General features: G+C 72.6%; 23 protein-coding genes. 6 read left to right on the forward strand and 17 right to left on the reverse strand.

All coding sequences use genetic code 11. From position 1 onward, the window contains the following. The gene (locus tag ACH34Q_RS00245; protein WP_395980596.1) at window positions 1-231 is read right to left on the reverse strand and encodes a DUF397 domain-containing protein; all 231 of its coding nucleotides are present in this window, start codon (window positions 229-231) and stop codon (window positions 1-3) included. Between the two features lie 197 nt (window positions 232-428). Here ACH34Q_RS00245 and ACH34Q_RS00250 point away from each other — a divergent pair, with 197 nt between their 5' ends. After that, window positions 429-1055 carry an ATP-binding protein gene (locus tag ACH34Q_RS00250; RefSeq protein ID WP_395980597.1) on the forward strand — a complete coding sequence of 209 codons (627 nt, stop codon included), beginning with the start codon at window positions 429-431 and terminating at the stop codon, window positions 1053-1055. A 78-nt stretch (window positions 1056-1133) separates the two neighbouring features. On the opposite strand, the gene ACH34Q_RS00255 is transcribed toward ACH34Q_RS00250, so the two are convergent. From ACH34Q_RS00255 to ACH34Q_RS00265, 3 genes are all read right to left on the reverse strand, one after another. Beyond that, on the reverse strand, window positions 1134-2540 hold the full coding sequence (locus ACH34Q_RS00255; RefSeq protein WP_395980598.1) for a trehalose-6-phosphate synthase: 1407 nt from the start codon (window positions 2538-2540) through the stop codon (window positions 1134-1136). A gap of 119 nt (window positions 2541-2659) precedes the next feature. Then, window positions 2660-3340 carry a DUF6348 family protein gene (locus ACH34Q_RS00260; protein WP_395980599.1) on the reverse strand — a complete coding sequence of 227 codons (681 nt, stop codon included), beginning with the start codon at window positions 3338-3340 and terminating at the stop codon, window positions 2660-2662. Window positions 3341-3770: 430 nt separating this feature from the next. Then, complete coding sequence (locus ACH34Q_RS00265; protein WP_395980600.1) at window positions 3771-4229, reverse strand: DoxX family protein; 459 nt, start codon at window positions 4227-4229, stop codon at window positions 3771-3773. Window positions 4230-4325: 96 nt separating this feature from the next. Here ACH34Q_RS00265 and ACH34Q_RS00270 point away from each other — a divergent pair, with 96 nt between their 5' ends. Further along, window positions 4326-4784 carry a MarR family winged helix-turn-helix transcriptional regulator gene (locus ACH34Q_RS00270; RefSeq protein WP_395980601.1) on the forward strand — a complete coding sequence of 153 codons (459 nt, stop codon included), beginning with the start codon at window positions 4326-4328 and terminating at the stop codon, window positions 4782-4784. Between the two features lie 16 nt (window positions 4785-4800). After that, on the forward strand, window positions 4801-5862 hold the full coding sequence (locus ACH34Q_RS00275) for an FAD-binding protein (RefSeq protein WP_395980602.1): 1062 nt from the start codon (window positions 4801-4803) through the stop codon (window positions 5860-5862). A 41-nt stretch (window positions 5863-5903) separates the two neighbouring features. Here ACH34Q_RS00275 and ACH34Q_RS00280 read toward each other — a convergent pair whose 3' ends face one another. Further along, window positions 5904-6491 carry an HD domain-containing protein gene (locus tag ACH34Q_RS00280; protein WP_395980603.1) on the reverse strand — a complete coding sequence of 196 codons (588 nt, stop codon included), beginning with the start codon at window positions 6489-6491 and terminating at the stop codon, window positions 5904-5906. 1 nt (window position 6492) lies between these two features. Beyond that, window positions 6493-7029, reverse strand: coding sequence for a YbaK/EbsC family protein (locus tag ACH34Q_RS00285; RefSeq protein ID WP_395980604.1), 537 nt, complete (start codon window positions 7027-7029; stop codon window positions 6493-6495). Window positions 7030-7220: 191 nt separating this feature from the next. On the opposite strand from ACH34Q_RS00285, the gene ACH34Q_RS00290 reads away from it, so the two are divergent. Further along, the gene (locus ACH34Q_RS00290) at window positions 7221-7373 is read left to right on the forward strand and encodes an LPFR motif small protein (RefSeq protein ID WP_395980605.1); all 153 of its coding nucleotides are present in this window, start codon (window positions 7221-7223) and stop codon (window positions 7371-7373) included. A 183-nt stretch (window positions 7374-7556) separates the two neighbouring features. On the opposite strand, the gene ACH34Q_RS00295 is transcribed toward ACH34Q_RS00290, so the two are convergent. From ACH34Q_RS00295 to ACH34Q_RS00345, 11 genes are all read right to left on the reverse strand, one after another. Continuing rightward, window positions 7557-8207, reverse strand: coding sequence for a response regulator (locus ACH34Q_RS00295; protein ID WP_395980606.1), 651 nt, complete (start codon window positions 8205-8207; stop codon window positions 7557-7559). After that, window positions 8198-9475, reverse strand: a complete 1278-nt coding sequence (locus tag ACH34Q_RS00300) for a histidine kinase (RefSeq protein WP_395980607.1) — start codon at window positions 9473-9475, stop codon at window positions 8198-8200. The genes ACH34Q_RS00295 and ACH34Q_RS00300 overlap by 10 nt, the downstream gene beginning before the upstream one ends. Then, window positions 9459-10826 carry a VTT domain-containing protein gene (locus ACH34Q_RS00305; protein WP_395980608.1) on the reverse strand — a complete coding sequence of 456 codons (1368 nt, stop codon included), beginning with the start codon at window positions 10824-10826 and terminating at the stop codon, window positions 9459-9461. Before ACH34Q_RS00305 ends, ACH34Q_RS00300 begins: the two co-directional genes overlap by 17 nt. A gap of 161 nt (window positions 10827-10987) precedes the next feature. After that, the gene (locus tag ACH34Q_RS00310; protein ID WP_395980610.1) at window positions 10988-12271 is read right to left on the reverse strand and encodes a sensor histidine kinase; all 1284 of its coding nucleotides are present in this window, start codon (window positions 12269-12271) and stop codon (window positions 10988-10990) included. A gap of 2 nt (window positions 12272-12273) precedes the next feature. Continuing rightward, a complete protein-coding gene (locus ACH34Q_RS00315) occupies window positions 12274-13026 on the reverse strand; it encodes a response regulator transcription factor (RefSeq protein ID WP_395980611.1) in 753 nt (250 codons plus the stop codon). Between the two features lie 76 nt (window positions 13027-13102). Further along, window positions 13103-14098: a S1C family serine protease gene (locus tag ACH34Q_RS00320; RefSeq protein ID WP_395980612.1), complete on the reverse strand. Its 996-nt coding sequence runs from the start codon at window positions 14096-14098 to the stop codon at window positions 13103-13105. A gap of 16 nt (window positions 14099-14114) precedes the next feature. Continuing rightward, window positions 14115-15062 carry a VWA domain-containing protein gene (locus tag ACH34Q_RS00325; protein ID WP_395980613.1) on the reverse strand — a complete coding sequence of 316 codons (948 nt, stop codon included), beginning with the start codon at window positions 15060-15062 and terminating at the stop codon, window positions 14115-14117. Further along, complete coding sequence (locus ACH34Q_RS00330; RefSeq protein ID WP_395980614.1) at window positions 15059-16015, reverse strand: DUF58 domain-containing protein; 957 nt, start codon at window positions 16013-16015, stop codon at window positions 15059-15061. The genes ACH34Q_RS00325 and ACH34Q_RS00330 overlap by 4 nt, the downstream gene beginning before the upstream one ends. Next, on the reverse strand, window positions 16012-17028 hold the full coding sequence (locus ACH34Q_RS00335; RefSeq protein ID WP_395980615.1) for an AAA family ATPase: 1017 nt from the start codon (window positions 17026-17028) through the stop codon (window positions 16012-16014). Before ACH34Q_RS00335 ends, ACH34Q_RS00330 begins: the two co-directional genes overlap by 4 nt. After that, window positions 17025-17297 carry a hypothetical protein gene (locus tag ACH34Q_RS00340; RefSeq protein ID WP_395980616.1) on the reverse strand — a complete coding sequence of 91 codons (273 nt, stop codon included), beginning with the start codon at window positions 17295-17297 and terminating at the stop codon, window positions 17025-17027. The genes ACH34Q_RS00335 and ACH34Q_RS00340 overlap by 4 nt, the downstream gene beginning before the upstream one ends. A gap of 251 nt (window positions 17298-17548) precedes the next feature. Beyond that, window positions 17549-20482, reverse strand: a complete 2934-nt coding sequence (locus tag ACH34Q_RS00345; RefSeq protein ID WP_395980617.1) for an FtsK/SpoIIIE domain-containing protein — start codon at window positions 20480-20482, stop codon at window positions 17549-17551. A 249-nt stretch (window positions 20483-20731) separates the two neighbouring features. On the opposite strand from ACH34Q_RS00345, the gene ACH34Q_RS00350 reads away from it, so the two are divergent. Both ACH34Q_RS00350 and ACH34Q_RS00355 read left to right on the forward strand, forming a co-directional pair. After that, window positions 20732-21253: a hypothetical protein gene (locus ACH34Q_RS00350; protein ID WP_395980618.1), complete on the forward strand. Its 522-nt coding sequence runs from the start codon at window positions 20732-20734 to the stop codon at window positions 21251-21253. 110 nt (window positions 21254-21363) lie between these two features. After that, a complete protein-coding gene (locus ACH34Q_RS00355) occupies window positions 21364-21573 on the forward strand; it encodes a DUF5999 family protein (protein WP_395980619.1) in 210 nt (69 codons plus the stop codon). Window positions 21574-21735: the final 162 nt, after the last annotated feature.

The raw sequence follows: 21735 nt of genomic DNA on the forward strand, positions 1-21735 counted from the left end.
TCAGACCAGCATGTGATCGAAGTCACCGTCCTTGGCGCCGCCGACGAAGGCCTCGACCTCCTCTCGCGTGTAGATCAGGACCGGGCCATCCGGGTACCGCGAGTTGCGCACCGCGATCTCTCCGGTCGGGAGCTCGGCCATCTCGACGCAGTTGCCGCTCGGATTGCTCCGCCGGCTCTTCAGCCAGGCGAGGTCGATCCGGCGGGCGTCCGACAGCTCGGCACCGTCCATCTTTCTGCCCCCTCTAGGCGTACTCGCCCCCCTCTCGGGAGGCCGCGATCTCGCCCCACCCCAACGTCATGGTACGAGATGCACGTGCATTCGTTCTTGCATTCGTTCATGCAGACGGTCTTGCATCTGCACGGCATGGGGAGCAAGATAGCGAACGCCCGCCCCCGTACCGACCCGCACGCCTCTGGGGTTTGACAATGATCGTTGACCAGGCAGACGACGTGGCGGCCCCGGCCGTCCCCAGCGGCCGGCGGCACCCGCGCCGGCATCTCACGCCGGATCACCCGTCCTGGCCGGACGCCCGCCCGCAGGGCGGCGCGCACGCCGCGGCCGACTCGCCCATGGCCGCCCCCGCCGCCGTACCCGGATTGGCCGGGCTGTGGCCCGCGCCGCCGGCCGGCACGCCGCGCACGACCCGCCGCGTCCTCCCGCCCGAGAACACGTCGCCGAAGCAGGCGCGCGCGTTCACGCTCGCCACGCTGCGCGAGTGGGGCCTGGCCGAGGACTCGGCCGACGACGTGCTCGTCGCCGTCTCCGAACTGGTGACCAACGCGCTGCAGCACGGCCTGAGCGGACTCCCCCGGCCGCTGCCCGCGGGACCGATCCAGCTGGTGCTGCTCGGCCACCCGCGGCGCCTGATCGTGACCGTGACCGACCCCGGCGACCGCGACCCCGAGCAGGCCGCACCCGACCCCGGCCGGTTCGGCGAGGGCGGCCGCGGCCTGCTGGTGGTCGGCGCCGTCAGCGACGCCTGGGGCTGGGCACCGCTGGCCACCGGCGGCAAGGCCGTCTGGGCGGCCTTCGACCTGCACTCCGGTATCTAGACCTACCTCAGGCCTGTCTCAACACAGGACGGTCACGGTGCGAGCCGCCAGACGAGCACCGTGACCGTGACTCCACGGTTAGGCCTGCTGCTCCAGTGAGCTCAGGAACTCGCGGGCCCAGCGGTCGACGTCGTGCTCGATGACGCGCTTGCGCATCGCCCGCATCCGGCGGGCCTGCTCGGCGGGCTCGGCGTGCATGGCCGCGAGGAGCGTCTCCTTGAGGCCGTCGATGTCGTACGGGTTGACCTGGTAGGCGCGGCGCAGCTCGGCGGCGGCGCCTGCGAACTCGCTGAGCACCAGGGCGCCGCGCAGGTCGGCCCGGCACGCCACGTACTCCTTGGCGACCAGGTTCATGCCGTCCCGCAGCGGCGTCACGACCATGACGTCCGCGGCGAGGTAGAGCGCGGCGAGCTCGTCCCGGGTGTGCGAGGTGTGCATGTAGTTGACGACGGGGTAGCCGATCTCGCCGTACTCGCCGTTGATCCGGCCGACCTGCTGCTCGATCTGGTCGCGCAGCAACTGGTACTGCTCGACCCGTTCGCGGCTGGGCGTGGCGATCTGGATGAACGCCGCCTGCCCCGGCTTGAGATGGCCGTCCCTGAACAGCTCGCCGAACGCCTCCAGGCGCTGGGTGATGCCCTTGGTGTAGTCGAGCCGGTCCACGCCCAGCAGGATGGTCGCGCCGCCGACGTCGTTGCGGATCTCGTCGACCCGTTCCTGTACGTGGGGCTGCGCGACGAGGTCCTCCAGCTCGCCGACGTCCACGGAGATGGGGAACGAGCGCGCGCGGACGACGCGGTCCTCCCAGAAGAGGTCCTGCTTGTTGTAGCGGGCGTCCAGCAGCCGCCGGCACAGCCGGACGAAGTTGTTGGCCGCGCCGGGCAGCTGGAAACCGACCAGGTCGGCGCCCAGCAGGCCCTCCAGGATGCGGCGGCGCCAGGGCAGCTGCCAGAACAGCTCCAGCGGCGGGAACGGGATGTGCAGGAAGAAGCCGATCCGCACGTCGGGCCGCAACCGGCGCAGCATCGACGGGACGAGCTGGAGCTGGTAGTCCTGGATCCACACGATGGCGCCCTTGGCCGCGACCTTGGCCGCGGCCTGGGCGAACCGCTCGTTCACCTTGACGTAGGCGTCCCACATCTCCCGGCTGTAGACAGGCGGCGCCACCACGTCGTGGTAGAGCGGCCAGAGGGTGGCGTTGGAGAAGCCCTCGTAATAGAGCTCGACGTCCTCCGAGGACTGGGGCACCGGGACGAGCTTCATCCCGTCGGTCTCGAACGGTTCGAGGACCTCGTCGGGGGCACCATGCCATCCGACCCACGTGCCCTCGCGGCGGCGCATGACCGGCGCGATGGCGCTGACCAGCCCGCCCGGGCTGCGCCGCCAGGCGGCCCCTTCGCCGTTCGTCCCGCCGTTGGCCGTTCCCGGCACCCGGTCGACCGGAAGCCGGTTGGCCACGACCACGAACTCACTCACCTGCGACACCAGCGACCAGCCTCCTGAACGGCGTTAGCGATCACTTGCCCAGAAAAACCTGAGTTAGGCCATTCTGTCAGGGTGACGTTAACCAGCGCGGGCCCGGGAGCACCGTCCGCGCGCACCGGTCAGGAGCGCGGGACGACCAGCGCCCAAGACTTGACCGATCCATGCCCGTTCCAAGGCAGATGATCCGCGATGTGCCCGAACGATTCGCTGCTGTCGCCGTTGAGCAGCGTCACCTCGGCGATGGGGCCGTCCGGCATCCGGGCGCAGTACGTGTACGCCCACACCGGGCTGTCGGGAAGCGTGTAGCCGGTGAACAGCTCCTCGATCACGACCATCGTCGTCGGCCGGTCGGCGGCGGCGTGCCGGACCCCGTCCGCCAGGCCGCCGAAGTCGCGGATCGCCAGCGGCCCGTAGAACACGTCGGCGGTGCGCTCCCCGCTGGCGATCGTGAACGCCGACGCGCGGCCGGCCAGATCGCCCCCGGGCATCGCCATCGCGGCGAAGACCGGGAAGACGTTGTGCAGCCAGCCGTCGAGCGCCTCGGCGGCCGGATGGCGCTCGTTCACGGCGATACCGACCGCCTGGTCCCAGGCGAACGGCTCGCCCCAACTCGGATGGTTGACACCGATCGGCAGCCGGATGCTCTTTCCGTGGTGCTGCGGGTCGGGCGTGTCCACGGCGATGCTCAGTTTCGACTCCGGGAGATGGACCACCGCTCCCTCCAGATTCACGGCCAGGCCGTGCCCCTCGCCGAGCATGCGGGCCAGGAAACCCGCCACCTCCTGCGCGCTGATCTCCATGCGGTCTCCCTCTTCGGCTCGCGGCCGGCGGCCCCATACCGGCAGTTCAGGCTCCGACGCCCGGTCCGTACGGCCCATTCCGAACGTCCCGTACGACCCGCTCCCGCCGGAACGCTCACCGTAGTGGGGCGGGATCGAGCCGGTCGCGGTATTTCGAGCACCATGGCCGTGACCAGCGATCCTTCGATTCGGGCAGCGGAAACCGGAGATTCGGCGCGGCGGTTTGTGGCCGGGACCACCCAATAAATGCCGCAAACGTGACGAAACGGCACACTTGCCTTTTCGTGGACATCCGGCCGTCTTCCCTGCGGGGAGCGGATCCGATTAGGACACGTCCGAAAACGAAAGCGCAGGTGAAAGCGCGCGGCCCCCGCACGGAGCACGGGGGCCGGCGTTCAGCGGAAGGCAGGGCGGGAGATCGGGCGGAAGGTCAGGCGCCGACCTTCTCGCGCTCGCGCTCGGGGGCACCGCGGCTGCCGAAGAGGACGCCGTCCGCGCCGAACCGGCCGCTGCCGACCAGCGCCAGCAGGAACGCGGAGCCACCGAGGACCAGCACCAGCTCGTAACCGCCCTCGGCGGCGAACAGGCCCTTGTCGATGTGGACGAACCACAGGGCGCCCGCCATGTTCAGCGCGAGCAGGATCCCCGCGACCGGCGTCAGCAGGCCGATGATCAGCGCGATGCCACCGAGCAGCTCCACCCAGGTGGCGAACAGCGCGGCCACGCTCGGCATCGGAATGCCCATGGCCTCGAACATCTTGGTCTGGCCGGCGTGGCCGACGTCGTTGAACTTCTGCCAGCCGTGCGCGACGAAGACGATACCGAGCGCGATCCGGCCGACCAGCAGGCCCACGTCCGGCAGGACGGGGAAGCGGCGGGCGAGATTCATGGTGTGTTCCTCCGGGAGCGGTGCGTTGCTTGAACGTTCAATCCTGGCCGACGCTACCAGGTGATAGTTCAAATTCAAACCAACTACACTGGTCGTATGGATGAAGCCGGGCCCCTGCACGCCCGGGAACTGCGTGCCTGGGTCGCGTTCCTGGAGTCGTCCCACCTGTTCGAGCACGAGATCCAGCGGCAGCTCAAGCGCGACGGCGGGCTCTCCCACGGCGACTTCGAGGTACTGGTGAAGCTGCGCTGCGCCACCGGCGGCCGGCTGCGGATGTCCGATCTCGCGCGCGGCGTGATGATCTCCAAGAGCCGGCTGACCTACCAGGTCACCCAGCTGGAACGGGCCGGGCTGGTCCACCGTACGGCCTGCGACACCGACCGCCGGGCGGTGTGGGCGGAGCTGACCGAGGCGGGCGCCGAGGCGCTGGCCCGGGTACGGCCGGGCCACCGCAGGATCGTCCGGGAGAACCTCATCGACCTGCTCACCCCGGACGAGCTCGAGACGCTCGGCGACACGCTCGGGCGCGTGGCCGAGCGCCTGCGCACCCGCTAGCCGCCCCGTGCCTGCCATGAACGAGAGAGAGCGCGATTTCGGCGGGATCGTCCGGCGCACACCGCGCGAGGTGGTGCGCCCCGCCTCCGCCGGCGAGGTCGCCGCCCTACTGCGGCACGACCCCTCGGCGCTCCCGCGCGGATGCGGCCACTCCACCGACGGCCGGTCGCTGACCAGCGGAATCATGCTCGACATGCGCGGGCTCGCCACCGTCCACGAGGTACGCGACGACCGCGTCTCGGTGGACGCGGGCGCCACATGGCGCGAGGTCCTGGAGGCCACACTTCCGTACGGGCTGACGCCGCCCGTCCTCACCGACTACCTCGACCTGACCGTCGGCGGCACGCTCGCGGCGGGCGGCGTGGGCGGCACGTCCCACGTCCACGGCCTCCAGACCCGCAGCGCGCTCGACATCGACGTCGCCGCGTCCACGGGCGAGGTCCTGCGCCGCTCCCCCGCCCAGGAGCCGTACGGCGCCGTACGGGGCGGCTTGGGAGGCCACGGGGTCATCACCCGGGCCACGCTCCGCCTCGTTCCGGCGCCGCGCCACGTCCTGTCCTGCAAGGTCGCCTGCCGGTCCGCCGCCGAACTGCTCCGCCTCCAGGCCCGTACCGATGTGGACCACCTCTCGGGCCAGGCCAGACCATCGGAGAACGGCTGGCGGTACGAGCTGAAGGCCGTCCTGTACGAGGGCGAGGCCCCGCCGCCCGGCCTTCCCGTCCCGGCGGGGATCGAGAGGCTCCCCTACCTGGACTTCGCCGATCGGATGCGCCCGGACGTCGCGGAACTGATCGCGCTCGGCGAATGGGAGCGCCCGCATCCGTGGGCCATGGCCTTCCTGCCGGGCGGTCCCGGCGCCGCAGCCTTCATCGAACGCACGCTCGCCGCCATGGGACCGTCCGACCTGGGGCTCAGCGGCGTCGTCCTGATCAAGGCCCTCACGGACCGCGTCCTGTTCGGCCTGCTCCGTACCGCCTCGCCCGGATGCGCCCCGGCCGAGGCCATGACCGCCGCCAACCGCACCTTCCACGCCCAGGCCCGCGCCCTCGGCGGCACGCCCTACCCGGACGCTCCCTGATCTGGAACGCCGGCAAGCTCGCCCCGACGCGGGAGGGGAGATCAGGTGGCGGCGACCGGGTGGGCGCTCTGGTAGGCCAGCCGCCGGTCGGCTTCGCCGGCGATCCGGCCGAGCATGTCGTCCAGCGCCAGGAACGCCTGCCAGGGCGCCTCTCCGGACGCCACCGCCAGCCGGTCGACCAGGAGCTGCTCCAGGTCCCGGACGCGCTTGGCCTTCCAGACCTTGTCGGCCAGGCTGACCAGCAGGTCGTCGATGCCGATCCCGTCCGCGTTCCACGCCGAGTGGGTATGGGCGAACCGGGCGTACCGTTCCTCGACCCCGTAGGAGAGCAGCAGCCCGTACCCGGCCTCCTCGTGCTCGGCGCCCGGGCCGGACAGCTCGCCCGGATGCAGGGCCTTCCCGATGTCATGCGTGGCGGCACCGAACGCGACGGCCCGCGCGTCGGCGCCCGCCGCCGGATAGCGCTGGTCGATCCAGTCCGTCAGCTCGCAGGCGACGTCGTGGACGGCGCGCAGGTGGGCGGCCAGCCGGGGCGGCGCCTGCACCGCCTCCAGCAGCACGACGACCGTCCCGGGAAGCTCACGGAACCCCGGCTCCTCCAGTGCCCGGCGCAGGGCCTCGGAAGCCATCTCAGCCCCGCTGCGCCAGGGCGAGGACCTCGGCGCCCGGCAGGTCCGCGACGACCTTGCCGGGAAGCAGCACCTTGGAACGCCGCACCCCGCTGCCGATGACCACCAGCGGCGCCGCCGCGACCGCCTCGTCCACCAGCACGGGCCAGCCCGCCGGTAGCCCGACCGGCGTGATCCCGCCGTACTCCATCGAGGTCAGCGCGGTCGCCTCCGCCATCGGCGCGAACGAGGCCTTGCGCGCGCCCAGGTGCTTGCGGACCACGCCGTTGACGTCGGCGCGGCCGGTGGCCAGGACCATGCACGCGGCGTACGTGATCTCGCCGCCCCGCTTGGCCGCCACGATCACGCAGTTGGCACTGGCCTCAAGGGCGACCCCGTACCGCTCGCAGAACGCGGCGGTGTCGGCGAGCTCGGGATCGATCTCCGCGACCCGCGCCTCGGGCAGCCCACCGATCACCGCCGCGACCGGCCCGGCGAGCAGTCCGGTCGCCTCGGCGGCCGGCCGCCAGTCCAGTGTCCCCACCGCGCTACCCGCCATCGCACGCTCCATCTCTTCGTCGAACGATCCACGATGCCACGGATCCGGCGCCGCCGACCGTGTCATACGACGCTCTAGCACCGGCGCCGTCATGTCCGTGTAAAGGCCGTGACCCGGGTAGGGACACCAGGGCAAGCGAAAGACCCGTACGAGACCGAGAAGGTCCACGAAGGACCAAGGAGGAGTTGAACATGGGACGCATCGCCGCCGCATTGCAGTCAGTGATCGGGACGATCGTCAACGTCATCACCCTGCCGTTCCGGGTGCTCTCGCAGCTGATCGGCGGTGGCCGCGGCCGGACCGCCACCCGGCGCTCGCGCCCCCGCCGCCGTACCGCCGCCTGACGGCGAGAAGGCAGGTGACCGCCCACCCGAGGGGCCGGGCACAGCGCCCGACCCCCACTGAGATCGGCGCCGCCCCCCGCCCCGCCCGCTCCCCCGGCGCGGCCGGGCGGCCGGCGACCGTCTCGACCCGACGACCCGCCCGGCCCGGCGCGTGCTTGAAACGGGCGGCGCTGGTGGCCGTGGTCAGGAACCCAGGTAGCGGAGGACGGCCAGGACTCGGCGGCTGTAGCCGCTGGTGTCGGAGAGGTCGAGCTTCTCGAAGATCGCGTTGACGTGCTTCTCGACCGCGCTCTGCGAGATGTGCAGCTGGGTCGCGGTGGCCGCGTTGGTACGGCCCTGGGCCATGTGGCCGAGCACGTCGCGCTCGCGCGGAGTCAGCCGGCTCAGCGGATCGGCGTGCGAGCTGCGCATCAGCAGCTGCCGCACCACCTCGGGATCGAACGCGGCGCCGCCGTCGGCGATCCGGTCCAGGGCGTCCAGGAACTCGTCGACCTGGGCCACCCGGTCCTTCAGCAGGTAGCCCACCCCGGCCGTCTCGGCCGTGATCAGCTCGGTGGCATAGCGCTTCTCCACGTACTGCGACAGCACCAGGACCCCGACGCCCGGATGGCTCCGCCGGATCTCCAGCGCCGCGCGCAGGCCCTCGTCGGTGTGCGTCGGCGGCATCCGCACGTCCACGACCACCACGTCCGGCGGCCGTTCCGCCGCCGCGACCGCCGCCAGCAGCGCGTCGCCGTCGCCGACCGCGGCGAGGATCTCGTGCCCCTCCTCGGCCAGCAGCCGCACCAGGCCCTCGCGCAGCAGCGTGGAGTCTTCGGCCAGCATCACCCGCATGGCAGCTCCGCGGCGATCACGGTGGGCCCGCCGGGCGGGCTGTCCACGCCGAACGCGCCGTCCAGCGCGGCCACCCGGCGCGCGAGCCCGGCCAGACCGCCGCCCGCCGGGTCGGCTCCCCCGCCGCCGTCGTCCTCGATCCGCACCGAGATCATCCTTCCGTCACCGTTTCCGGCCCGCTTCCCGTCCACGGCCCCGGCCCCGCTCGTCGATCCTGCCCCGGCCTCGCCCACGCTCTCGGTGACCCGCACGGCCACGCGGGTCGCGCCGGAATGCTTGGCCGCGTTGGTGACGGCCTCGCAGACCACGAAGTACGCGGCGGTCTCCACGGCGTGCGGGGCCTTTCCGGACGGCTCGTACTCGATCGCGACCGGCAGCGGCGAACGCTCGGCCACCGTCTCCAGCGCCGCCCGCAGCCCCTCGCCGTCCAGTGCCGCCGGATAGATCCGCCAGGCCACCTCGCGCAGGTCCTCCAGCGCCCGCTGCGACTCCTCGTGGGCCTGCCGCAGCAGCTCGCGGGACCGTTCGGCGTCGCCCGCCCGCCGCGCCCGGCCGATCAGCATGCCGAGCGCCACCAGCCGCTGCTGGACGCCGTCGTGCAGGTCGCGCTCGATCCGGCGCCGCTCGTCGTCCACCGCCTCCACGACCTCGGCGCGGGACTCCGACAGGTGCGCGATGCGGCGCTCGTACCCGGCCAGCGGGCTCGGCCCCAGGCAGCGGCGGGCCACCTTCCGCTCCAGCGCCGCCACCCCCACCAGCCCCTGAACGGCGACGAACAGCAGGATCACCCCGAAGATCGCGGTGTAGGCCACGATCCACGGCTCGGGCGGGATGCCGTCCAGGTAGTCGCCGGTGATCCACCAGCTGACCGCCAGTGCCGCCATCGCGTACGCCCCGTACCCGATCAGGACCAGGATGGCCCCGCCGAGCAGGCCGATCGGTGCCCGCAGCACCAGGTAGGCCAGCGCCTGCAACGGGCCGTACTCGGCGGCCTCGCGGTGGCCGAGGAACGCGCCGAGCCGGCGGCATTCCATCCGGGTCGCCGCCATCGCGCCGGAAGCCACCAGGCCCGGTACCTTCCGGCGGCCCCTGGAGAACGCGAACGCGTACGCCATGATCAGCGCCGCCACCCCGAGCAGCACCAGCTCGACCCACGCCGTCCCCGCGCCCAGCACCAGCCCGATCAGTGCCTTCGGCAACCGCCCGGCCGGGCCGTGCCGCCGCTCCGGCGGCACGATCCCCTCTCCGCCTTCACCGGAACCGATCACGATCCCATTCTTGCCCGCCGCGCCCGTCCTGGGGAGACGGCGGCTCAGGGGGCCCGTCCTCCTGCTGAGGCTCCGCGTACCACTGCTGAGGGTTCCCATGGCCCGGCTGGGGCTGCCCGTACCCGGGCTGAGGCTCACCGTGCCCATCCTGAGCGGACGGAGGTTGCGGGGTGCCATAACCGGGCTGAGGCTGCCCGTACCCAGCCTGAGAGTCGCCGTACCCGCCCTGGCTGGACGGGGACTGCGGAGCGCCATAGCCCGGCTGCGGGTGCCCGTATCCCGCCTGGGGCCCACCGTGCCCGGCCTGGGGGGACGGGGGCTGCGGGGTGCCGTAGCCCGGCTCAGGCTGTCCATACCCCGGCTGGGAGCCGCCCTGTCCCGGTTCCGCGTACCACTGCTGCGGCTGCCCATGGCCCGGCTGACCGCCCTGAGGGGCCGGAGGTTGCGGGGCGCCGGGGCCTGGCTGGGGCTGTCCGTAGCCGGGCTGGGGCGCGTGGTGCCTGCCGCGAGGTGGCGTGGCCTCGTACGGGCTGCTCTGGGTGGCGCCGTATCCCGCGTGGACGGGTGCGGGCTGAGGGTGCTCGGCCGTGGGCCCGGTGCTGGGCCGGCCGGTGTTGGCCTGCCCGGTGTTGGACTGCTCCGTGTTGGGCTCCTCGGCGTTGGACTGGGCGGCGTGGGCGCCTCGGGAGCCCTTGCCGCGCGACTTCCTGACGCGCAGGATGATGAACGCCACGACCGCCAGGGCGGCCAGGGCGAGGATCACCTTGGAGTAGATCCCGACGTACTCCTCGACCTTGTGCCAGTTGTCGCCGAGCCCGTATCCGGCCATCACGAAGATGGTGTTCCAGATCGCGCTGCCCAGCGTGGTGTAGAGCAGGAACAGCGTGAGCGGCATCCGCTCCACGCCGGCCGGTACCGAGATCAGGCTGCGGAAGATCGGGATCATCCGGCCGAAGAAGACCGCCTTGCCGCCGTGCTTGAGGAACCAGGCCTCGGTACGGTCCAGGTCCTCCAGCTTCACCAGCGGCAGCTTGGCGGCCACCGCGCGGACCCGGTCGCGGCCGACCACGGCGCCGATCCCGTACAGCGCGAGCGCGCCGACCACGGAGCCGATCGTGGTCCACACCAGGGCGGCGATGAGGTTCATGTGGCCCTGCGCGGCGGTGAAGCCCGCCAGCGGCAGGATCACTTCGCTGGGCAGTGGGGGGAAGAGGTTCTCCAGGGCGATGGCCAGCCCCGCGCCGGGCGCTCCGAGCCGCTCCATGAGATCGGTGGCCCAGCCCGCGATACCTCCGACCGGTTCGCCGCCGTTGGCCGCGGCGGCGACCGCCATCCGTGTCGTATTGATCATAGGTAAGAGGGTATGAACCTTTACGACTCCTCACCATGACGCTCGCCGCCGATGTGACCGGGCGCACACCACATCCCCTACCCTGCGGAAACCCACACCCCCGCCTTCCGGGCCCGGGGACGGGCACGTGATGTGCGTCTCTCTTGGCGCGGGATGGCCGGTCAGCGCGGTGGCGTGCCGCCGGACGGCCGGTCGAGGGGGTCGGTGCCGGGCGGGTTCTGCGAGGTGGCGCCGTCGGCGATGGGCAGCCACAGGACGAACGTGCTGCCCACATCGGGCGTGGAGAACAGCCGGACGTGGCCACCGTGGGCCTCCACGATATGGCGGACGATGGCCAGGCCGAGGCCGGTACGGCGCTCGCGCGAGCGGCGGGTCTCGTTCCCGCGCCAGAACCGGTCGAACACCCTGGCCTGCTCGTCCTCGCCGATCCCGGGCCCGGTGTCCTTGACCGCGATCCACTGCCAGCCGTCCAGCCGGTCGGCGGCGACGATGATCCGGGAGCCGGCGGGCGCGAGCCGTACCGCGTTGGACAGCAGGTTGCCCACGGCGCGGCGCAGCGCGTCGTGGTCGCCGATGAGGAGCAGGCCGCGGCGCAGCTCGCGGTCGATCGTGAGGCGCCGGGCGGCGGCGAGGGAGTCGAACTCCTCGGCCGCCTCGCGCGCGACGACGGCCAGGTCCACGTCGGTGTCGTGGAACGCGGGCGCCGAGCGGCGGGCGGTGGCCAGCAGGTCCTCGACCAGGCGGGTCATCCGGGTGGTGGCCCGGTCGACCACCTGCACGCCGCGCCGCCGGTCGGCGTCGTCGGCGTCGGGGGCGGTCAGCACGGTGTCGAGGTTGGCCCGGATGATCGCCAGCGGGCTGCGCAGCTCGTGCGAGGCGTCGTCGATCAGCTGCCGCTGGGCCCGGAACGCGGTGTCCAGGCGGTCCAGCATCGAGTCGATCGTGTCGGCGAGGTAGCGCAGCTCGTCCTTGGGCCCGGTCAGCCGGATCCGCCGGGACAGGTCGGTGGCCTGGATCTCGGCGGCGGTACGGGCGATCGACCGGACCGGCTTGAGCGCGCGGCCCGACAGCACCCAGCCGATGAGGAGGCTGGCCACGAACAGGCCGCCCAGCATGAGCAGCGAGTAGTGCTGGAGCACCTGCTGGGTCTCGTAGTTGACCGCCTGCTCGACCTGCTGGACCTTGACGACCTCGACCTCGCCGAGCTTGGTCGTGGTGCCGTCGGGGAAGCGGTAGAGCTTGTCGGCCCGCGCCGTCTGGGTGATGGGCTGGGCGTCGGTGCTGGCGGCCACGGCGGCGTAGATGCCGCCGAGCACGAGCGCGGTCAGCACGAACAGCAGCGTGGAGTACATCACCGTGAGCCGGAACCGGATCGAGTGCACGAATCCCGGCAGCCGCCGGGTGAGGGGCAGCCGGTACGGGGGTCTGCGCAGGCGCGGGCGCATGATCAGTCGCTCATCTCTCGTGCTCGCTGGACGGGCCGTGCGGGGTCGGCGGGCCGGGCGGGATCGTTCTCGAGCAGCCGGTACCCCTGCCGCACGACGGTCTCGATGAGCTGCTCCTCGGGCTCCACGGTGAGCTTGCGGCGCAGCGTCCCGATCGTGACCCGGACGGTGTTGGTGAACGGGTCGGCGTGCTCGTCCCAGACGTGTTCCAGCAGGTCCTCGGAGGAGACGACCTCGCCGGGACGGCTCATCAGGTAGCGCAGCACCGCGAACTCCTTGGGCGTCAGCTGGAGCCTGCGCTCGCCGCGGAACGCCTCGTGCCGTCCGGTGTCCAGGCGCAGCTCGCCCACCTCCCACACCGCCGAGGACGCGGTGCCGCCGTCCCGGCGCAGCAGGGCGCGGACCCTGGCCAGCAGCTCGGGGAACGCGAACGGCTTGACCAGGTAGTCGTCGGCGCCGAGGTCGAGGCCGTGCACCCGGTCGGCGAGCCGGTCGCGCGCGGTGAGCATGAGGATGCGCAGGTACGGGCCGCTCTGCCCGTCCAGCTCGCCGCGCCGGATCGAGCGGCACAGGTCGAAGCCGTCGCCGTCGGGCAGGTTGAGGTCGAGGATCATCAGGTCGTAGGCGGCCGCGTAGAGCTTCTCCGACGCCTGCGCGATGTCGTAGGCCACGTCGACGGCGTAGTCCGCGCGGACCAGCCCGTACCGGAGCGCCTCGACGAGGTCCTCCTCGTCCTCCACCACGAGAACGCGCATGGAGCGGCCTCCCTCCTGTGTCCGGGTGGACCCTGGTATTCGAGTGGAACGTCTGGGTCGTCCCGGTTCGATCCTGTCAGCGGATGATGCGGCGCGCGCCGTCCACGGCCCGGTCGACCGGGATCGCGAACCCGATGCCGATCGAGCCGCCGCTGTTCCCGCCGCCCCCGCTCAGCGTCGCGATCGCGGTGTTGACCCCGATCACCTCGCCGCGCGCGTTGACCAGCGGGCCGCCGGAGTTGCCCGGGTTGATGGACGCGTCGGTCTGCAGCGCGGTCCGCCGGTCGCCGTCGCCGAGCCGCACCTCGCGGTTCAGCGCGCTGACGATGCCGCCGGTGACCGTTCCGGCCAGGCCGAGCGGGGAGCCGAGCGCCATCACCGGATCGCCGACCCGCACGTCCGCCGAGCGGCCGAAGACCAGCGGGGACGGGCTGTCGCCGGGCGGCACCGACAGGACCGCCAGGTCCTGGGCCGGGTCGGAGCCCAGCACCCGGGCGGAGATCCGGCGCCGGTCCGGAAGGACGACGTCGACCTCGCCCGCGCCCTCGACCACGTGCGCGTTGGTCAGGATGTGGCCGGCCCGGTCGATGACGAAGCCGGACCCGGTGCCGCGTCCCGACCCCGACCGCACCTCGACCGACACCACGCTCGGCTGGACGCGCGCCGCGACATCGCTGAGGTCACCGGGCCCGTTCGCCGGCCCAGCGGACGACTGCGCGATCGGCGCGACGGAGCGGTCACCGGCGGTCCATCCCGCCGCGGCCCCGGCGGCACCTCCGACCAGCGCCGCAACGAGGACGGCCGCGATCATCAGGCGCGGGCCCCTCGGACCCTTCCCCGGCGCGCCCGTTCCCGGTGCCCCCGCCGGTGCCGTCCACGGGGCAGACGGCATGGTCTCGGGCATGATCAGGAACGGATCGGTGTCCCCGCCGCCGGACGACCAGGGGTCGTACGGCGCGGCGGGCGCCGCGGGCGCGAAGTCCGGCCCGCGCGGCTCGCCCAGCCCGTAGCGGGTGTCGGCGTCGTCCGGAACGCCCTGCTCGGCAGAACCTTGCTGGTCCATCAGACTCATCAGACTCCTCAGTCCGTCAGGGAAGCCGCGAGAACCACAGCAGCGAGGCGCCGGCGGCGACGCAGGCCAGCAGCAGCCCCGCCGCGATGAACCACGACCACACCTCGCGCCGCTCCATCCGGTAGCCGACACTGCTGCCGATGTCCTGGTAGACCTGCCGCAGCTCGGTGCCCGACGCGGCCTCGTAGAAGCGGCCGCCGGTCTCCTGCGCGAGCCGTTCCAGCGCGGGCCCGTCGACCGGGACGGGGATCGCCGCCCCGTTCTGGTAGAAGACGCCCTCGGGCGTCCCGTACGCGATGGTCGACACCGGGATCCGCGCCCGCGTCGCGCGCTGGGCCGCCTCCTGCGGGCTGCGTCCGGCGGTGTTGGTGCCGTCCGACAGCAGGACGACCCGTCCCGGCGGGGCGGACTCGCCGTACTGGGCGCCGAACGCGGTGATCGCCTCCAGCGAGGCGATCACGCCCTCGCCGATCGCCGTCCGCGGACCCAGCGCCAGCCGGTCGATCCCGGCCCGCAGCGCACGGCGGTCGGTGGTCGGCGGTACCGCGACCGTCGCGCTGCCGGAGAACGAGACGAGCCCGACGTTGAACCGCTCCGGGAGCCGGTCCAGGAACGCCCCGGCCGCGCGCTTGGCCGCCGACAGCCGGTCCGGCTGGACGTCGGTGGCCTCCATCGAGTGCGACACGTCCACCGCGACCATGATCGTCGCCTGCTCGCGCGGGACCTGGACCTCGGTCGCCGGGCGCGCGAACCCGGTGACGAACAGGCCCAGCATCAGCAGGAACGCCGCCGCCGGGACGTGCCGCCGCCAGCCCGGCGTCACCGGCGCCACCTTCTCCAGCAGCGCCAGGTTGGTGAACCGCACCGCGTACCGGCCACGCCGTACCTGGACCGCCACGTACGCGCCGATCAGGAGGAGCAGCGCGATCAGCAGGAGCAGCCGCCCGGGCGCGAGGAAGTTCACCGCGCACCCCCGGCGGGAAGCGCGGCGGCGGTGCGGCGCTGGGCCAGGACGTGTTCGACGATGTCCCTGATCCAGTCGCGGTCGGTGCGCAGCCGCAGGTGGGCCGCGCCCGACCGGCGCAGCGCCGCGCCGATCGCCGACCGCTGCTCCTCGGCCGCCCGCGCGTACCGCTCGCGCAGGCGCGGATCGGCCGTGGAGATGTCGCGGCGCCGGCCCGACTCCGGATCCACGACCGACAGCAGCCCCACGTCCGGGAGCGTCAGCTCGCGCGGGTCGACGATCTCGACGGCCAGCAGCTGGTGCCGGTGGCCCAGCAGCCTGAGCTGCCGTTCCCACGACTCCACCGGCTCCAGGAAGTCAGAGACGACCACGGCGAGCCCGTGCCGCGTTCCGGTCGTCCGCAGCATCAGGTCCGCCCCCGCGCCCAGCCGCAGCCCGTTCTCGCCACCGGGACGGGCGCGCGGCACCTCCAGCAGCGTGCGCAGGAGCCTCAGCAGGTGCGGGCGCCCTGACCTCGCCGGTACGTTGCGCAGCCCGCCCGCGTGCAGGATCTGCGCACCGAAGCGGTTCCCGGTCCGTTCGGTGAGGAACGCGGTCGCGGCGACCGCGAAGACCGCCAGATCGCGCTTCTCCACGCGCCCCGTACCGAAGTCCATGCTCGCCGTCGCGTCGACCAGCGCCCAGGTCTCCAGTTCCCGGTCCGCGATCCGGTCGCGGACGTGCGGGACGGCCGTACGGGCGGTGAGGTTCCAGTCCATCGTCCGGACGTCGTCGCCCGGCAGGTACTCCCGTCCCTCGGCGGCCTCGGTGCCCGGCCCCGGCAGCAGGCCCAGGTGATCGCCCTGCAGCAGGCCGTCCAGCCGCCGTACGACGATCAGCTCCAGCCGCGCGAGGGCCCGTTCCGGCGCCAGCTCGCGCAGCCCCGGATCGGGCGTCCCGCCCGCCGGGGTCATGCCGCCTCCTTCGCGTACGCGCCCTCGTCGTCTTCGTGGGGCGCGATCCGGGGCGCGGGGAGGGACGCCACGACCTGGCCGATGATGGTCCTGGCGTCCACCCCGTCGGCCAGGGCGTCGAACGACAGCACCAGGCGGTGCGCCATCACGTCCTGCGCCAGATCCCGTACGTCCGGCGGGAGGACGTAGTCGCGCCCGCGCAGCAGCGCCAGCGCCCGGGCAGCCGAGACGAGCCCGAGCGTGGCGCGCGGCCCCGCCCCGTACGCGATCAGGCGCGCGACGCCGTCCACGCCGTACGCCGCCGGGTCCCTGGTGGCGGCGACCAGCCGTACCGCGTACCGCGCCACCTCGTCGTGCACGAACACCCGCTCGGCCGCCCGCCGCAGGTCCGACAGCAGGGCGGTGTCCAGTACGGCCGACGGCGCGGGCGGGTCGACGCTCATCCGGTAGAGCATCGTCAGCTCCTGCTCCTCCGTCGGGTAGCCGACGTCGATCTTGAGCAGGAAGCGGTCGCGCTGCGCCTCGGGGAGCCGGTAGACGCCCTCGGACTCGATCGGGTTCTGCGTGGCCAGCACCAGGAACGGCGCGGGCACCGGATACGTGCCGCCGCCGATGCTGACCTGCCGCTCGGCCATCACTTCGAGCAGCGCCGACTGCACCTTGGCGGGGGCGCGGTTGATCTCGTCGGCGAGGACCACGTTGGCCATCACCGGGCCGAGTTCGATCTCGAAGCTCTCGGTCGAGGGCCGGTAGATGCGGGTGCCCACGATGTCCGAGGGCACCAGGTCCGGCGTGAACTGCAGCCGCGCGAACGTCCCGCCGGCCACGGTCGCCAGCGTCTGCGCCGCGAGCGTCTTGGCGACGCCCGGCACGCCCTCCAGCAGGCAGTGCCCGCCCGACAGGACCGCGACCAGCAGGCGCTCGATCATGCGGTCCTGGCCGACGATGATCCTCTTCATCTCGAAGAGGGCCCGCTCGGCGAGCGCGCTCCCGGTGGCCTCGGAACGCGTCATCGGCCGTCGGCCGCCGGCGCCGCCTCGGGTGTCGCGGTGCGGTCGGGTGCCGTGGTGCGGTCAGGACAGTCCTTGCCGGGGTCGTGCGCGGTCCAGCCCGCCTCGGTCCCCGGCTGCGGCGCGTCGCGGTGGCCGCTGACGATCTGGAGTTCGACCCGGCCGCCGTCGCCGGGGTCGGCGATCGCCACCGCGCCGCCCGTCCCGATCGCCGCCGCTCCGGCCATCCCCGCCACCGCGATCGCGATCCTGGTACGCCTGCTGAGTGCCATGCCCGTGCCTTCCGTCCTGTGATGCCGTCCGTGCGGAGCGACAGGCACGATCACACCAAGCAGGAGCGAAAGCGGACTTAAGGACGGGCTCGTGCGATGACCACGCACCCTCACCACGACGCCGCCTACGTTGACTCGTGGCGTGTTCGCCTCCGGCCATGTCGTTCCAGACGAACACGCCACGAGTCAACATCCCAGGCACACCGGTGAACATTGGTGGTCAGCGCGATGGAAGGGTGGGGGTCAGGAAGTCAGGAAGGGCGAGGTGGGATCCGGAGCGGGCGTACGCGGCCGTCCCGGTCGATGTGCCGTCCGCGGCCGGGCGGGAGCTTCTGCGGCGGCAGACCGGCCGGCAGGCGGCCCTCCTCCGCCGACATCAGCAGGCAGGGCCTGATCGCCGTGACGGCGTCGTCGGCCGCCGTGCCCGCCGCGCTCGCCACGACGAGGTGCAGGCCGATCTTCCTGGCATGCGGCAGCAGCCCGGCCAGCGGCCGCAGCGGGCCGTCCCGTACGGCGAGCTTCTCGTAGTCGTCCACGATCAGGAACAGTTCGGCGCCCGTCCACGAGGTCTCGGCGCCGGACGCGTCCAGCCGCTTTCTCATGGAGGCGCAGATGTCGTTCACCAGCGCGGCGGCCGCCGAAACGGTGGCGGCGAACCCGATCCGGTGCTCGGTGCCGGCCACCTCCAGCAGCGAGCGCTCGAAGTCGATGAAGACGATCCTGGCCCGCTCGGGCGGGTAGCGCTCGGTGATGCCCGCGACGACATGGCGGAGCACGCCGGATCTGCCGCTGCCCGCGTCGCCGAGCACGAGGAAGTGCGGATCGTCCGCGAAATCCACGTACACCTGCCGGTCCATGCTGATCGGGATCGCCGTGCCGGACGGCGCGTCCGTCCCGGCGCCGACGTCGGCGACCGCCGTACGGAAGTGGAACCCGTCGCCGGTCAGGCCGCGTCCGGGACGGTCGAGGGGTACGGTCATCGCGCGCTCGGCGCCGGTCTCGGACTCGTTCGGATCGGGGAGCCGCAGCTCGAGCCGGGATCCGAAGAGGCGGCGGACCTCCTCGCCGAAGTCGCCCCAGCGGGCGGACGAGGCGATCACGTGCACACCGTACGGAAGGCCCCGGGCCGCGAGCTCGCCGACGGCCTCGGCGATCGGCTCGAAGTCCCGGAACAGCGTCCACCAGCCGTCCACGACCAGGAACACATCGCCCTGATCGTCCCAGGAGCCGCGTCCCCCGGCCGGTCGGCGTTCAGCGGACCGGCGTTCGCGGCGTTCCAGCAGGGCGTGGACCTCCTCGACCGTACGCCGCAGCCGTTCGGCGTCGAACCCGGTCATGACGCCGTCGACATGCGGCAGCCCGTCCAGGTCCGCCAGCCCGCCGCCGCCGAGGTCGACGCAGTGGAAGCGCACCTCGCCCGGGCCGTGGGTGAGCGCCAGCGATGTCACCAGCGTCCGGATCGCGGTGGTCTTTCCGGTACGGGGGCCACCGACGACGGCGACATGCCCGGCGTCTCCGGACAGGTCCAGCGCGTACGTCTCGAGGCGATGGTCGAAGGGCCGGTCGATCAGCCCGGCGATCGCGCGCAGCCGGCCGTGCTCCTCCGGCGGTTCGGGGAGCAGTTCCTCCAGCGACGGCGTCCCGTCCAGCGGCGGCGTCCAGATCCGGAACGGCGCCGTACCGTGCCCGGCCATCCGGCTCGCGACGACGCCGACCAGGTCGTCCGGGGCCTGCGCGGTCCTGAACCATGCCGCCGGCTCACCACTCCGCCGGATGAAGGCCTGCCCAGACTCGTGCGACAGCGCGTAGGCGTCCGGGCCGTCGAGCAGCGCCCGCGACTCCGCCTCGGACGAGGTCCGCAGGACGATCCGGTAGTCCAGGTGCGGTGCCAGGCCGCGCAGCCTCGTCTCGTCGTAGCGTTCGGTGGCGGCCAGCAGGTGGACGCCCAAGGCCGCGCCGGTCCGTCCGATCAGCTCGAACAGCTCGCCGAAGTCCGGCCTGTCCGCGATCAGCGCCGAGAGATCGTCCACGGCCACGAGGAGCGCCGGGAGAGGCGGCGACGCGCCGTCGCCGCTCGCACGTGACACCTCCCGCCTGCGCGCCAGCTCGCCCGAGAGCGCCTCGTACATGCGATCGGCGTGCTCGGAGCGCGCCGCGTCCCCGGAGAACGAGAGGTGTGCTGCGACCTGCGGCAACGCCTCCATCCCGGCGAACGTCGCGAGGCTCGTGTGTGCCAGCGAGAGGATGGTGAGGGCTTCCGGCGGCCGGGCCAGCGCCAGGCCGAGCACGATCGCGCGCAGCAGCTCCGGCGCCCCGGAACCGGCGGCGCCGGCGATCAGGCCGTGCTCGTACGGAACGAGCTCGACCGGCCGTCCCTCCTCGTCCAAGCCGATCGGCACCGTCCGGCGGCCCGCCGCCCAGATCCGCTGGGGATCCAGGTCGCGCGGGTCGGGAATGCCCAGCAATCCGGTCAGGGAGACGGGCCCGCGCTCGCCGTGCAGCGCGTTCAGGCCGCTGCGGTACGCCGCCTTCCCTGCCCGTTCGATCGCCTCGTCCAGCAGGGCCCGGGCCTGCCGTTCGGCATCGGCGAGGATGGCGGCCGCCTGCTCGCGCACCTCGGCGAGCAGCTCGTCCCGTACCTGGACGAGCAGCTCCGCGCGGACGTCGGCGAGCAGTTCCGTGCGGACCTCGGCGAGGATCTCCTTGCGCGCCTGGGCGATCACCGTTTCGAGCCGGCCGCGGAACACCGCCGTACCGTCGCTCAGGGTGGCGTCCGGATCGATGTCCATCCCCGCCAGCGGCAGGGTCAGCTCCCGGGTCGAGCCCGTACCGTGCGGATCGGCCAGAACAGTCCCGTACAGGTCGGCCGGGTCCGCGCCAGGCCGGTCGGCCGGACCCGCTCCGTAGCGGGCGGCCACCGCCAGCCAGGCGCCGAACCGCCCGTCCGGTACGCCGCACGCCCGCAGGAACGCCGCCAGACCCGCCTCGTCCGGAAACCTCCGCCCGGTGAGCAGATCCGAGATCGCCCGCCCCGGCAGGCCGCTGCCCGCCTCCAGCTCCCGCATCGACCGCCCGGCGCGATGCCGCAGCTCCAGCAGCAGCGCGCCGAGCCGCGCCGCGGTGGAGACCGACGCCAGGGCCGCCTCCAGATCATCGGTGCGCGGCCGCCCCGTCTCCTGGTTCAATCCCGCCCCTGTCCACGAACATCCGTTTCCGCCCCGACAGCGTAGAGGTCGGCACGATCATGGACATCCCCGGCGGTCCGCGAGGCGGGCCGGGCGCGGGTTGCGGACACGCCTCCGACAGGCCCCCTGACCAAGATTCTTTTGTGATCGACTTTTCGGTAAACAGCCTTTCTTGTAGCGTTCGCAGCGTTTTGTGAACCGAATTCATGATCCGCCCCGCCCGCAGCAAGATCGTGAAAGGACGCCCCGATGGCCACGGCGACAGGCTTGGCCGCCACCGCGATCTTCTGCCTGCTCGCGCTGCTGGCCATCGCGCGGCGCAGGCCGGAGACCTCCCCTCCGCCGGCGACCGCCTCCGCCGCCGCCTCCACCGATCACCCCGAGTCGCTCACCGCGGTGCTGGATCCGGGCTCCGAGGAGTACCTGGCGTGGCTCGCCGACCACCACTGGCCCGCGGACGAGTATCTTGACCTCGAACTCGAGTGGCGGAACGAGTTCGCCTCGACCGAGCTTCCGGAACCGTACGAGGAGCCGCTCTGCCCGCAGTGCCGGCTCCGCCGCGAGGACGTCTGGCCGTGCCCCAAGTGCGGGCGGCTCCTGCACTCCTCCTGCGGCCACGGCATGCGGCGCCGGCGCCTCGCGCACCCGTACCGCACCCACGCCCCCAATCCGGAGGCCGTGATAGCCGAATGGATCTGCACCTGCTGCCTGTCGGTGGTCGGGCTCGACGTGGACCACGGGGACGAGGCGGACGACGATCTGCGACGCTGATCGGCCACGGGCGGATAGAGTAAAGAATTCCCCATCAACTTGCATATTACGGGCGTCCCTCGGCAAGCTCAGTTATGTCCTAAATCAGGACACAGTGGAGGTACACCCAAATGTCCGCCCGAACCGACTCCGTCCGCTGTCCCCACCAGCCGCCCTGCCCCGCGCACGGCGGCCTCGACCGGGAGGCCGCCCGCATCGTGGCCAGCCACCCTGAGCAGGGCTGGAGCCTTCTCTGCAACGGCACCGTCCTGTTCGACGACACCGGCGAACTGCTCCCTGACGGCCGCGTCATCGCCCCCCACCGCCCCACCCACGCTTAAAGTCCCGGCGTGTCTTAAAGTCCCGGCCCACGGTGCTCGCCTGGCGGCTGTGTTCGTTAAGCCCCGGCCCACGGTGCTCGCCTGGCGGCTCGCACCGTGACCGGTTCTTGTGCGAGCGCGGCATCGCTCCGCGATCTGACCAGTGAGACTCGCCTTCGGCAT

Source organism: Actinomadura sp. 9N407 (genome assembly GCF_044326315.1).
Lineage (GTDB): Bacteria > Actinomycetota > Actinomycetes > Streptosporangiales > Streptosporangiaceae > Spirillospora.